Source organism: Sphingopyxis sp. JAI128 (assembly GCF_014207235.1).
Classification (GTDB): domain Bacteria; phylum Pseudomonadota; class Alphaproteobacteria; order Sphingomonadales; family Sphingomonadaceae; genus Sphingopyxis.
This window is the reverse complement of sequence record NZ_JACHDA010000003.1, coordinates 632,727-645,062: the sequence shown is the minus strand read 5'-3', so window position 1 is coordinate 645,062 and position 12,336 is coordinate 632,727. Positions and strand designations below refer to the sequence as shown.

Below are 12,336 nucleotides of genomic sequence, written 5' to 3'. Positions count from 1 at the left end.
AATATGCGGCGGCGCAAGACGCTATGGTTCGGGCCGTCAGCGCTCGCTGAGATAATAGCGTTCGCGCGCGACGAGATCGTCGGCGAGATCGTAGACGATCGGCTGGCCGGTCGGGATTTCGAGCCCGGTGATGTCGGCGTCCGAAATGCCCGAAAGATGCTTGACGAGCGCGCGCAGGCTGTTGCCATGCGCCGAGATCAGCACGGTCTTGCCCGCAGCGAGTTCGGGAACGATCGCCGCTTCATAATAAGGGAGCACGCGCGCGATCGTGTCCTTGAGGCTTTCGGCCGCGGGGATCGCGATGCCGGCGTAGCGCGGGTCGGTCGACAGGTCCCATTCCGAGCCGGCTTCGAGCGGCGGCGGCGGGATGTCGAAGCTGCGGCGCCAGATCTTTACCTGTTCGTCGCCGTGCTTCGCCGCGGTCTCCGCCTTGTCGAGCCCGGTGAGCCCGCCATAATGGCGTTCGTTGAGGCGCCAGTCCTTCGTCACGGGCAGCCACAGCCGGCCCATCGCCTCGAGCGCGAGGTTGAGCGTCTTGATCGCGCGTGTCTGCACCGAGGTGAAACAGGCGTCGGGCGCGACGCCCTTTGCCTTCATCAACTCGCCCGCGGCCCAGGCTTCGGCCGCACCTTTTTCGGTGACGTCGACATCCCACCAGCCGGTGAAGCGGTTTTCGAGATTCCACTGCGACTGGCCGTGACGGATGAGGATGAGCTGGGGCATGTCGGATCCTTGCACTGGAGAGATGCGCCGCCCTTTAGCGCGGCTTTTCGCCGAACGCCAACCACCCTCTTGAAATGGTTTCGGCCGTTACCAGATTTGGATCGTCCGGTCGCCGGTACGGGGCCGGATGGCGATCGCGGCGCGCCGCCGCGGTCCCTTTGCTTCGCTTTAAAAAGGAAGGAATGACCCATGCGTAACAGCTTCGACTGGACCCCCTATCGCCGTTCGACCGTCGGCTTCGACCGGCTGTTCGATTTCCTCGAAACCGGCGGTTCGGGCGCCGAAAACTACCCACCGTTCGATATCGAAAAGGTCGCCGACGACCATTTCCGTATCACCGTGGCGGTCGCCGGTTTCAAGAGCGACGAGATCGACGTCACCGCACAGCAGAACATGCTGACCGTCAGCGGCCGCAAAGCCCCGGCGGCCGAAGGCGAGGAACGCCAGCTTCTCTATAGCGGCATCGCCACGCGTGCGTTCGAACGCCGTTTCCAGCTCGCCGATTTCGTACGCGTCGCCGGTGCCGACCTCGCCGACGGGCTGCTCGTCATCGACCTGGTGCGCGAAGTGCCCGAGGCGATGAAACCGCACAAGATCGCGATCGGCAGCAGCAGAGCGCCGGTAATCGAGGACAAGAAGGCCGCATAAGGGGCATCTTGTCCGAGGCCCTCCTGTGAGCGGGGTCCGGCATCCTTTCCGGACCCCGTTTTCGTTTCTAGAGCGCGCGCGTCATGAAGCGGCTGAACGGGTCGGGTCTATAGTCCGCGAAGGGTTCGCATTCCTCGAAGCCGTGGCGCGCATATAGTGCAAGCGCGGGTTCGAAGGCGGGGCCCGAGCCGGTTTCGAGGCTGAGGCGATCGAGGCCCCGTTCGTGCGCGACGTCGACGATATGGGCGAGCATGCGCGCCGCGACCCCCTGCCGCAGGAAGGCCTCGGCAGTGCGCATCGACTTGATCTCGCCGTGCCGCGCGTCCAGCATCTTGAGCGCGCCGCAGCCCGCGAGGTCATCGTCCTTGTGGATCGACCAGAAGGTCACATCGCCTGCGCGCAGCCCGTCGAAATCGAGAAAGTGACAACTTTCGGCGGGCGAGTTAGCGAGCATTCCCGCAAAATGCACTTCGAGCAATGCCCGGATGGCGCCGCCCGACAGGTCATCCTCGACGATCCGCCAGCCGCGGCCCGCTTCGCTCACAACATCTGGTCCAGCGTCGCGAGGCAGGCGTGCGCGAGCAGTTTCGAGCGTTCGGGCGACCAGCCGCGTTCAGGATCGGGCAGGTCGCGATTATCCTTGAACGGCATTTCGAGCGTCATCGTCACGGCGCCGAACCGCTCGGCAAGCTGCGTCGTCGACATCGACAGATTGGCCTTGCCCGGTGCCGATTGTTCGTAACCAAGGTCGATCTGGAAATCGGGGGTGTTCGCCGCGAGCGCGGTTTCGAACGCTTTATATTTTTCGGCCTGCTCGGCCTTCAGCGACGGAATGCCTTCGAAACCCGCGAGGAAGACCGCGGGGATCGCTTCGTCGCCATGGACGTCCATCGCCCAGTCGACGCCGCTTTCGTCCATCGCATTGCGGACCGCGAGCACTTCGGGGCTGCGGTCGGCAGTCGGATTGTCCCATTCGCGGTTGAGGTTCACGCCGGCAAAATTGGTGCGCAGATGGCCGCGCCGCGAGCCGTCGGGATTCATGTTGGGGACGATATGGAAGCGGCATTTTTTCAGCAGCGAACGCGCGTGCGGGTCGGCGGGGTCGACGAGCTTTTCGAGCGCGCCTTCGATCCACCATTCGGCCATGCTCTCGCCCGGGTGCTGGCGCGCATAGAGCCAGACCTGCGTGTCGCCGCTTCCCATTTCGAGGCAGTCGATCGGCTGGCCTTCGAGGCTGGTGCCGAGGCAGCGATAGGTGACCCCCTCGCACTCGGCGACCGAGGCGACAAGGTCGTGATGGCGCTCCATCGAATAGGGCGCGAAATAGGCGACCCAGAGAATCGGGCCTTCGGCATTGTGCCGGATCGTCAGCGTGCCGGAATCATAGGCGGTGTCGAGGCGGAACCAGTTTTCGCGATCATAGCTCGCGCAGGCCGCATAATCGGGCCAGCCGTCGGGATAGGCCGATCCGGCAAGCCCGCCGATCGCAAGGTCGAGCGCGTCGCCGACGTTGCACGCGACGCGGAAATGGAACCATTGGAAAAAATCCGATTCGCGATCCTTGCGAATCGACAGACGGGCGGACGTGCCGTCGATGGCGTCCACGACGATATTGCCGCTGTCGAAAGCGGCGTTGATGGTGATGGTCATGGGACGCTGATAGTGCGTCCCGATTCGCCGGGGAAGTCCTTGAATAAAGCTTCGGCCAATTTTGCTGCGGCGAGGCTGGGCTGGTTTGCGGGCGCCTTCACCGGTACCGCGGTCAAGGCGCGGCCTTCCCACAGGGCCTGCCCGCTGGCGGCGTCGTCGATCCGTACCGAAAGCTGCAAATCGGCCATCCGTTTCGGACCGCCGCCGAGGTTGATGCCGATACCGAGCCCGACGCCCGAGCCATAGCTGCCCGTCGATCCACCGACACCTACCGACACCGGCGAGCGGCGCCCCTCGGGCAGTTGTTCGGCGCGGTCGAACGATATGCGGACGAGGAGCGGCGCCCGTTCGCCCGATCCGGCCGGGACGAGCCCCTGCCGCTGGAGCTGCTGGTCGACCGCAGTGCGATAGCTGTTCCATTCGAGCGAGGGCATCGCCGTGCCCGGCGCCCCCGTGACCGGGCCGTCAAGCGGCGCGGTCGCGATCGCGTAGCGCGTGCCCGGCGCCCAACCGGCGACCGCGTTGGTGTGGAAACGGGTGACTTCGACCGGCGGAACCGCCGTTGCGCAACCAGCCAGGGCGAAGACCGCTGCAGCGAGCAGGGCGGCGGAAAGAGGACGCGTCATCCGCGCATCATGCGCCAGCAATTCTGGCTTGGCAATGAACGGGATGGATTGAGAATCCTCCCCATGCCTGCGGCACGGGGAAGATCAAAGATCAACGATAGAAGATATGATTGTCGATCTGCGCGATACGCGTCTTGCGCCAGCCTGGCGAAACATAGCGGGCGTGGAAGAAAAGCGCGCCCGGGGCGTGATTCTTCCATGTGCCGTCGCGCGCGATCTGCGCGATGGCGACGGCATTGTTCCACTGCGCTCCGTTCCGGATCGCCGGCATCTTTCCGCCGCGCACGAAACTGAACTGGCTTTTCTGATGGACAACGCCGCAAAGGCTCTTGGGAAAACGGCCCGACTGGGCGCGGTTGATCACGACATGCGCGACGGCGAGCTGACCCGGCAGCGATTCGCCGCGCGATTCGAAATAGACCGCGCCGGCAAGGCAGCGCAGTTCGGGATCGATTTCGCCCGGTTTCGGCGTCGCGGCGACGAGTTCGGCGAGCGATGCGGCGGTCACCGGTGCCGGGGTCGGCACGGGAGCGGTTTCGTTCTCGACGATATTATTGTCTTCGACCGGCGTTTCGATTTCGGTCGGAAGGTCCGCCTTTTCGACTGCAGGCGCAGCGGCGTCCGGCAGAAGGATCGCGGGAATATTGGCATCGGCGGCAAGATCGCTTGCAAAGCCGGGTTCAGCCAACAGCAGCATGGCGGCGGCAGTCATGCCGACGGCGGCCATACCGGCACCATTCAGAATGCGACTCATAGTGTCCGTCAAACGTGCGGCCGATGAACCGAATCTCTCAAAACAGGCGGGGGACTATGGTCCGGTATCGCCGCCTGCGGTCATCGTCCGACTGCGTGTCCAATCCGTTTTTCCGGGTCCTGCAAAGGGCAGGGAACCCGCGGATCGACCTACGCGTTATCGAAGCAGCGCCAGTTATTGTGCGCCGCAACAGAGTCAAGTTAACGCGGCCCACTCCGCGACGAGTCGTGGCGCATCTGCGATATCCAGTTCGACGATCCACAGGTCGGGATCGGCGTTTCGTCGCCGCTCCTGATAGTTTTTCCACGATTCATCATCTTTGGCCTCGCCTGGTCCGACATCTTCCCAGATATATTCGCCATCGGGGCCAAAGCGCCGCTCGAGCAGCGGGCCGGGCTCGCCGCGGTCGCTGCACTGGACGAGGATGGTTCCGGAGGTGTCGTCGCCTTTGGCGAGTATGGCGGCAAAGCCGCCGGCCGCTTCCGTACGGCGGAGGAGCAGGTCGACGAGAAAACGGCTCTTGAACCGCATCACCATGATCCTCCCGGCCGCGCAGCGATGGGGAGGTGGCAGCGGCGAATCCGCTGACGGAGGGGCAATGACGCGACGTTGCAGCCCCTCCACCATTTGTGTCGCGAACGGTCCCCCTCCCCATGCCTGCGGCGCAGGGAGGATTCAGCTTGAGCGCGCCGCCTTGTCAGGCCGCGTCGCGCGTTTCGCTGTCGGCGAGCAGCGCATAGAGCGCCTCGTCGCTCTTTGCGCCGCGCAGCCGGTCGGCGATCGCCTCGTTGCGGAGCATTCGCGACACGCCCGCAAGCGCCTTCAGATGGTCGGCGCCGGCATCGAGCGGCGAGAGCAGGATGAAGAGCAGGTCGACCGGCAGGCCGTCGACGGCGTTGAAGTCGATCGGCCTTGCCAGTTGCAGGAACAGGCCGCGCACCCCACCGAGGTCGGCCATCTTGGCGTGCGGCAGCGCGATCCCGCGGCCGAATCCGGTCGAGCCGAGGCGTTCGCGTTCGAGCAGCGCCTCGCTGACTTCGCCGGCGTCGAGACCGAGAGACCGGCTGGCGAGGTCGCCAACGAAGGGGAAAAGCGCCTTTTTCGAATCGAGCTGGACGTGCGCGCGCACGGTCGCCGGATAGAGAAGGGAAGAAAGATTCATTGCTCTGGTCAAATCTTGTATAACGCCGGCCGCCGCCAGGAACTTGGCTGGCAAGCGATCGCGGATCTGTCGTGGCAGGCCCCCGGCCATCCCGGCTTCGGGCATCGTTGGGCGCGGCCATTAGTCCGGATGGCAAAGAAAATCCAGCCCTATCGTGGTTCGACCCAGCCGATCGTCCCATCGTCGCGGCGGTAGACCATATTATGCGCGCCGGTCTTGCTGTTGACGAAAAGCAGCGCGTTGGTGTTGCGAAGGTCGAGCATCATCACCGCATCCGATACGCTGCTGCTCGGGATATCGACGCGCGTTTCGGCGATGATCGCGGGCGCATCGCCCGCATCCTCTTCGTCGGCGCCGCCATCGAAAACGGTGTAGCTGGCGTTATCCTCGATCTCGTCGATCGTCGGCGAGGGTTCCGCCGGACCGTTGTTGCGATCCTTCAATCGCCGCATATAGCGCCTGAGCTGCTTTTCGATGCGTTCGGCCGCGCCCTCGAAGGCGACATGCGCATCCTGTGCCTGGCCGTGCCCTTTCAGCACCAGGCCCTGCATCACATGCGCGACAATGTCGCACTGGAAACTGTCGTGCGGTCCCTTTCCAAAGGTGGCGTGCGCGCCGATCGCGCGCGAGAAATATTTGTCGGCAATCGCGTTCATCCGGTCCGACACATGCGCCTGCAGCGCTTCGCCGGTTTCGATCTGGTGGCCAGAGACGCGGATTTCCATTTTTCTTCTCCTTACTTGGCCGGCGCGATGACTTAAGGGAGCGTCATCACACCGTATCGAGCCACAGCGGCTGGTTCAGCCCCGCGACAAATTCGGCATGGCGCGCCAGCTCGGCGGCCGACGCCATATGGGGACGGGGTTCGCGAAAAGGACGGTCCGGGCGGGACGGCGCAGGCGTCGCCGCCACCGACGCGGCCATGCTCGCGGTCGAGGCGGCGAGACCGAGCCCGATCTGCCGCCCCCCGGTCATTTCGATATAGAGATGCGCGAGCAATTCGGCATCGAGCAGCGCGCCATGTTTGACGCGGTGGCTGCGGTCGATGCCGTAGCGCGTGCAGAGCGCGTCGAGGCTGTGCTTTGCGCCGGGATGCAGCTTGCGCGCCATCTGCACGGTGCAGCACATGCGCGCCATGTCGAGCGCGGCGCGCCCGGCGCGCGCCAGTTCGGCATTGACGAAGCCGAAATCGAACGCCGCATTGTGCGCGACGAGCGGCGCATCGCCCAGAAATTCGAGCAGTTCGTCGACGCGAGTCGCGAACAACGGCTTGTCCGAGAGGAACTGGATCGACAGCCCGTGCACGGCTTCGGCAGCGGCGGGCATATCGCGTTCGGGGTTGAAATAGGCGTGAAAGGTAACGCCGGTTTCACGACGGTCGATCAGCTCGACACATCCGATTTCGACCAGCCTGTCCCCGTTCCTGGGATCGAAACCCGTGGTTTCGGTATCGAAAATAATCTCGCGCATCGAAGGGATAATCTGGACCCTATCGGGCGTGGAAACAAGAGGTGATGAAACGAATTTGGCGGCGTGTCTCGCTTTTGGGGCGGCCCGTTTCGATGATGAAATCGGCGCGCGATCGCTTGACCCGGTCGGGAAGCTGCAGGCGGCGGATGGCCTTCAATTTCGCCATCGTCATGCCGGGGCGCCGCATCACCCGTTTGCGCTGCATCCACGCGGGGGCCGACACGACGGCGATCGCGCCGACCTTGCGCCAGCCGCCCTTTTCGAAAAGCAGAGGGACGTCGAGCACGACGACGTCGCGCGCGCGGTGACGAGCGAGAAAGCGTTTCTGCGCCTTGGCAACCGCCGGATGGACGATCGCTTCGAGCGCGCCGAGTTCATGGCCGTTGCCGATCACGCGCGCGCCCAGCTTTTGCCGATCGACGCCGTCCGGCCCGGTCGTCCCCGGAAAGCGCGCCTCGATCGCGGCGACGAGCGCGCCGCCGGGGCCTTGCAGCCGGTGGACCTCGGCATCGGCGTCGAACACGGGGACACCCTCGCGCTCGAACATCGCAGCGGCGGTCGATTTGCCCATGCCGATCGATCCGGTGAGGCCGAGGATGAACGGTCGGCGCAGCCGCAGGCCGGGGCGCGGATAATGGGTCATGCGGTCAGGAGCGCGCGCAGTTCCTCGTCGCGGCCCTCGGGGGGCGCGGCGCCGAAGAAAAGCTCGAAGGCAAGCGCGGCCTGGCCGATCAGCATGTCGAGCCCGTCGACCGTGTCGAGCCCGCGTGCTTCGGCGGCTTTGAGCAGGCCCGTTTGCAGCGGCGAATAGACAAGGTCGTAGACGATCGCGTCGTCGGGCAATGGCGCGAGGTCGAGATCGAGCGGCGGCTGGCCCTTCATCCCGAGGCTGCTGGCATTGACCAGCAGGGAGACCGGCGGAAGCTGGGCATCGAGCGCCACAACGTCGCCTTTGAGCCCGAAGGTCGCGAGCAGGCCCATCGCTTTCAACGGCGAGCGGCCCAGGATCGTCACCTTGCCCACATTCGCCCGCGCAAGCGCGAACAGCACCGCACGGGCCGCGCCGCCGGCGCCGACGAGCGCGACGGGCACCCCCTCGAGATCGAGTTCGGCGAGCGGCGCATAAAAGCCCGCGGCATCGGTATTGGTGCCGATCAATGCGCCGTCGGGCTGGCGGACAACGGTGTTCATCGCGCCGATCGTGCCGCGGATATCGCCGGGGTCGTCGACCAGATCCATCACCGCGCCCTTGTGCGGCATGGTGACGTTGCAGCCGCGCCAGTCGGGATCGACCCGGCGGTCGGATATATAAGCCGCGAGGTCGTCGGGCTTCACATGCGCGCGGCGGTAATCGCCGGAAAGGCCGAGCGCTTCGAGCCAGAAGCCATGGATCAGCGGCGATTTCGACTGCGCGATCGGATCGCCGATCACCTCTGCGTAGGACATGCTCATTGCGGAGCCAGCCCGATCGCGCGGAGCCACGCCAGCAAGGGAAGCATCGGCATGCCGATGATGGTCCATGGGTCGCCTTCGACCCGGTCGAACAATTGCACGCCCGCCCCCTCGATTTCGTAACAGCCGACGGTCCAGCGGATGCCGTCCCAGTTTCGTGCGACATAGTCCGCGATGAAGGCGTCCGACAAGGGGCGCATCCACAGCTTCGCCTCGCCGATCGCGCGCCAGACGGGCGCGCCGTCGCGCGCGGCGACCGCGGCGCTGAACAGGCGGTGGCGCGTGCCCGCCATGCGGCGGAGATGATCGGCGGCCTCTTCCGGCGTGGCGGGTTTCGAGAGCATCGATCCGTCGTCGAGCGCAAGGGTCGAATCGGCGCCGAGCACGGTCACGCCCGGAAGCCGCGACGAGATTTTGACGGCCTTCGCCTCGGCAAGCGCATCGGCGATATTGCGCGGGGTCTGGCCTGCCGCGAGCAGCGAGGCGGTGAGCGCTTCCTCGTCGACATGCGCCGGGCTGGTTTCGAAATCGAGCCCGGCGGCGCGCAGCATTGCCGCGCGGCCGCTGCTTTGCGAGGCGAGGAGCAAGGTCATGCGGCGCCGCGATCTTCGACGAGCTTGATGACCGCCGCGGCGGTTTCCTCGATCGATCGGCGCGTCACGTCGATCACCGGCCAGCCATTGTCGGCGAACATGCGCCGCGCATAAGCGAGCTCGGCCTTCACCCGCTCGTCGTCGACATAGGCGGTCTCGGGCGCCTGGTTCAGCGACAGCAGCCGGTTGCGGCGTACCTGCACGAGCCGGTCGAGCCCCGTCGTCAGCCCGACGACCATCGGCCGTTTCAGGTTGAACAAGGCGTTCGGTGGCGGCGATTCGGGAACGATCGGGATATTCGCGGTCTTGAAGCCGCGATTGGCGAGATAGATGCTCGTCGGCGTTTTCGACGTGCGCGACACGCCCGCGAGCACAATGTCGGCCTGTTCCCAATTTTCCCAGCCGATACCGTCGTCGTGCGCGACGGTGAACTGGATCGCCTCGACGCGCGCGAAATAGGCGGCGTCGAGTTGGTGCTGGCGGCCGGGCCGCGCCTTCGCTTCCTGCCCGAGCATCCGCGACAAGGCATCGGTCACCGCGTCGAGCGCCGCGACGGTCGGCAGACCCTGCGCGGTCGCGCGACGTTCGAGGCTGGCACGCAGCTCGCCATTGACAAGCGTGAAGAGGATCATGCCGGGGCTCGCCTGCACTTCGGCCATGATCCGGTCGAGATGCGATTCCGATCGGACCATCGGCCAGAAATGGCGCACGACCTCGACATCGTCGAACTGCGCGATCGCCGCCTTGGCGATATTTTCGAGTGTCTCGCCCGTGGAGTCGGATATGAGATGCAGGTGAAGCCGGCCCATCGCGGCACCATGGCGGGAAAGCGCCGAAAAAGGCAAGCCGCGAAGCGTTGGACCGCTTGTGGATAAGTTTCGGCATAAGTGCAGGGACGAATTCGACACCCGCGTTTCATCCCCGGCCGTGTCGATTCCGCTCCACCCCTTATCCACATGGGATAAATCTTATCCACAGGCTGTGAATATGGGGAAAAGCCGGTCGCGACTCTGCCCGCGCGCTCGGCGGTTCGAGAGTCAAGCTGTTGGCAAAACGGACGCCCCGGCCTAAAGCCGCCTTGTCCGCCGACCAACAAACCACCACAATTCTATTAAATATTATATGAAGAGAGAAAGAGGGCTCGCGTGAAGGCGTCACCGAAGAAGCTGCTCGCGACGCTGCGCGGGGCGCGGCAGGAGCGCCCGCCGCTCTGGCTGATGCGGCAGGCGGGACGTTACCTGCCCGAATACCGCGCCCTTCGCGAAACCAAGGGCGGCTTCCTCGAGCTTTGCTACGATCCCGAGGCCGCGGCGGAGGTGACGTTGCAGCCGATCAGGCGTTTCGGCTTCGACGGCTCGATCCTTTTTTCGGACATCCTCGTCATTCCGCATGCGCTCGGCCAGCATCTCTGGTTCGAAGCGGGCGAGGGGCCACGGCTCGCGCCGCCGCTCGTCGACAACGCCTTGACGTCACTCGAAGCGGCGCACCAACGGCTCGATCCCGTCTATGCCACCGTCGCCCGCGTCGCCGCGGCCTTGCCGCCCGAAACGACTTTCCTCGGTTTTGCGGGCAGCCCCTGGACGGTCGCGACCTATATGGTGGCGGGGCAGGGGTCCAAGGATCAGGCGGCGGCGCGGCGCATGGCGTTCGGCGATCCTGCCGGGTTCCGGAATATCATCGACGCGATCGTCGATTTGAGCGTCACCTATCTGTCGGGCCAGATCGAACATGGCGTCGATGCCGTGCAATTGTTCGACAGCTGGGCGGGCAGCCTGTCCCCCGCCCAATATGAGCGATGGGTGATCGCCCCCAATGCCGAAATCGTGCGGCGGTTGAAGGCGCTGCATCCCGATACGCCGGTGATCGGCTTTCCAAAGGGCGCGGGCGGCAAGCTTCGCGCCTATGCCGACGAGACCGGGGTCGATGCGATCGGGCTCGACGAGACGGTCGACCCGCTATGGGCCGATGCCGCCTTGCCGTCACATTTGCCGGTGCAGGGCAATCTCGATCCGCTCGCGCTCGTCGCCGGGGGCGAGGCCCTCGATACGGCGATCGACCGCATCCTTGCGGCTTTCCCGTCGCGTCCCCATATCTTCAATCTCGGCCATGGCATCGTGCCCGACACGCCGATCGCCCATGTCGAACATCTCATCAAACGCGTTCGCGGCGGATAATCTATGGAACTGGCTGGTTTTCTGGGGGCGACGATGCTTTGGGTCAAAGCCGCGCATATCATTTTCGTGATCTTCCTGATGGCCGGCCTGTTCATGATGCCGCGCTTTTTCGTTTATCACCACCAGGCGCCGGTCGGATCCGACGAGGACAGGACGTGGATCGAGCGCGAGGATCGGTTGCGGCGGATCATCCTGAACCCGTCGCTGATCATCGTCTGGATTTTCGGGCTGATGCTCGCGTTCAACGGCAATTATTGGCGCGAGGGCTGGTTCATCGCCAAATTGCTGCTCGTGATCGCGCTGTCGGGCTATCACGGCTGGATGATCGGCTATTTCAAGAAGCTGAAGAAGGGTGAGCGCCCGCTGACCGAAAAACAGCTGCGCCTGCTCAACGAGGTGCCCGGCATCGCCGCGGCGATCATCGTCATCCTCGTCGTCGTGCGCCCCTGAGCCACGCCGCAGGCAGCGCCGCCCGGGGCGGACTTGACCGGAAGCTGCCGACCGCTCCTCCCCATCGCCGTGCGACAGGGAGGATGGTCTTTTGAAAGCGACCGGTTGCGGACGTAAGATCCTCCCTGTGGCGAAGCCGTGGGGAGGTGGAGCGCGAAGCGCTGACGGAGGGCTTCAACGCCGCCCCTCCACCACTTTCTTCGCGAGCGGTCCCCCGCCTCGCGGCTGCGCTGCAGGGAGGATTTAGCGGCGCCTTATCACCCCAAGGCCGACGCTTGCAAAAAAGGCCTTTCCTACATTATCCAGCCGTGCCAGCCTTCGTTCCGGTTCTTTCTCCATGTCGACAAAAGCATGCGTTTCCCGGTTTATGGATGCGCGCACGAACCGGGCGCGGCACGTCGGCCGCACGCGACCAACCGGCGGCTGCACAGGGCTGACCTTTCCTGACCTTTGAAGCGACGACCTATCGCACTGCCATGATGTGTCCTGAGGTTCAAAGGTCACAGGATTGCATCGCCGATGCGGGGCTTTTGGGACGTTAAGGACCGGGGCCGCGGTTGCCCCGGTCGCAGGCGCGATTGACTTGGAACGCCGCGGGTTATAGGGGCCGGTCAACCCCGCATCCCATGCGGGC

At 64.8% G+C, this 12,336-nt stretch carries 16 protein-coding genes; 3 read left to right on the top strand and 13 right to left on the bottom strand.

Going from position 1 to position 12,336, the window contains the following annotated elements:
• Positions 1-36: 36 nt before the first annotated feature.
• A complete protein-coding gene (gene gpmA, locus HDC35_RS10525; RefSeq protein ID WP_184646391.1) occupies positions 37-723 on the bottom strand; it encodes a 2,3-diphosphoglycerate-dependent phosphoglycerate mutase in 687 nt (228 codons plus the stop codon).
• A 189-nt stretch (positions 724-912) separates the two neighbouring features.
• Between gpmA and HDC35_RS10520 the strand changes: the two genes are divergently transcribed.
• Positions 913-1,371, top strand: coding sequence for an Hsp20 family protein (locus HDC35_RS10520; RefSeq protein WP_184646389.1), 459 nt, complete (start codon positions 913-915; stop codon positions 1,369-1,371).
• Between the two features lie 67 nt (positions 1,372-1,438).
• Here the strand turns inward: HDC35_RS10520 and HDC35_RS10515 are convergent, their stop codons facing one another.
• The 12 genes from HDC35_RS10515 to HDC35_RS10460 all read right to left on the bottom strand — a co-directional run bounded on the left by HDC35_RS10515 (position 1,439) and on the right by HDC35_RS10460 (position 9,887).
• Positions 1,439-1,915 (bottom strand): GNAT family N-acetyltransferase, encoded by a 477-nt coding sequence (locus tag HDC35_RS10515; RefSeq protein WP_311770751.1) that lies wholly within the window; start codon positions 1,913-1,915, stop codon positions 1,439-1,441.
• A complete protein-coding gene (locus HDC35_RS10510; RefSeq protein WP_184646387.1) occupies positions 1,912-3,021 on the bottom strand; it encodes a carboxypeptidase family protein in 1,110 nt (369 codons plus the stop codon). Before HDC35_RS10510 ends, HDC35_RS10515 begins: the two co-directional genes overlap by 4 nt.
• Entirely contained in the window at positions 3,018-3,647 is a 630-nt protein-coding gene (locus HDC35_RS10505) for a DUF4136 domain-containing protein (RefSeq protein WP_184646385.1), read from the bottom strand. The genes HDC35_RS10510 and HDC35_RS10505 overlap by 4 nt, the downstream gene beginning before the upstream one ends.
• Before the next feature lie 91 nt (positions 3,648-3,738).
• Entirely contained in the window at positions 3,739-4,401 is a 663-nt protein-coding gene (locus HDC35_RS10500) for a cell wall hydrolase (protein WP_184646383.1), read from the bottom strand.
• Positions 4,402-4,596: 195 nt separating this feature from the next.
• Positions 4,597-5,028 carry a DUF1491 family protein gene (locus tag HDC35_RS10495; protein ID WP_260397649.1) on the bottom strand — a complete coding sequence of 144 codons (432 nt, stop codon included), beginning with the start codon at positions 5,026-5,028 and terminating at the stop codon, positions 4,597-4,599.
• Between the two features lie 70 nt (positions 5,029-5,098).
• The gene (locus HDC35_RS10490; RefSeq protein ID WP_184646382.1) at positions 5,099-5,563 is read right to left on the bottom strand and encodes a PTS sugar transporter subunit IIA; all 465 of its coding nucleotides are present in this window, start codon (positions 5,561-5,563) and stop codon (positions 5,099-5,101) included.
• A gap of 149 nt (positions 5,564-5,712) precedes the next feature.
• The gene (gene hpf / locus HDC35_RS10485) at positions 5,713-6,288 is read right to left on the bottom strand and encodes a ribosome hibernation-promoting factor, HPF/YfiA family (protein WP_058804353.1); all 576 of its coding nucleotides are present in this window, start codon (positions 6,286-6,288) and stop codon (positions 5,713-5,715) included.
• A gap of 46 nt (positions 6,289-6,334) precedes the next feature.
• Positions 6,335-7,033 carry a DNA polymerase III subunit epsilon gene (gene dnaQ, locus HDC35_RS10480; RefSeq protein ID WP_184646380.1) on the bottom strand — a complete coding sequence of 233 codons (699 nt, stop codon included), beginning with the start codon at positions 7,031-7,033 and terminating at the stop codon, positions 6,335-6,337.
• A gap of 19 nt (positions 7,034-7,052) precedes the next feature.
• Positions 7,053-7,676, bottom strand: a complete 624-nt coding sequence (gene coaE, locus HDC35_RS10475; RefSeq protein ID WP_184646378.1) for a dephospho-CoA kinase — start codon at positions 7,674-7,676, stop codon at positions 7,053-7,055.
• On the bottom strand, positions 7,673-8,479 hold the full coding sequence (locus tag HDC35_RS10470) for a shikimate dehydrogenase (RefSeq protein WP_184646573.1): 807 nt from the start codon (positions 8,477-8,479) through the stop codon (positions 7,673-7,675). Before HDC35_RS10470 ends, coaE begins: the two co-directional genes overlap by 4 nt.
• A gap of 2 nt (positions 8,480-8,481) precedes the next feature.
• Positions 8,482-9,078 carry a Maf family protein gene (locus tag HDC35_RS10465; protein WP_184646376.1) on the bottom strand — a complete coding sequence of 199 codons (597 nt, stop codon included), beginning with the start codon at positions 9,076-9,078 and terminating at the stop codon, positions 8,482-8,484.
• On the bottom strand, positions 9,075-9,887 hold the full coding sequence (locus HDC35_RS10460; RefSeq protein ID WP_184646374.1) for a pyruvate, water dikinase regulatory protein: 813 nt from the start codon (positions 9,885-9,887) through the stop codon (positions 9,075-9,077). The genes HDC35_RS10465 and HDC35_RS10460 overlap by 4 nt, the downstream gene beginning before the upstream one ends.
• Before the next feature lie 336 nt (positions 9,888-10,223).
• On the opposite strand from HDC35_RS10460, the gene hemE reads away from it, so the two are divergent.
• Positions 10,224-11,252: a uroporphyrinogen decarboxylase gene (hemE, locus tag HDC35_RS10455; protein WP_184646372.1), complete on the top strand. Its 1,029-nt coding sequence runs from the start codon at positions 10,224-10,226 to the stop codon at positions 11,250-11,252.
• A 33-nt stretch (positions 11,253-11,285) separates the two neighbouring features.
• Positions 11,286-11,702 carry a CopD family protein gene (locus tag HDC35_RS10450; RefSeq protein ID WP_409437944.1) on the top strand — a complete coding sequence of 139 codons (417 nt, stop codon included), beginning with the start codon at positions 11,286-11,288 and terminating at the stop codon, positions 11,700-11,702.
• The last annotated feature ends 634 nt before the right edge of the window (positions 11,703-12,336 follow it).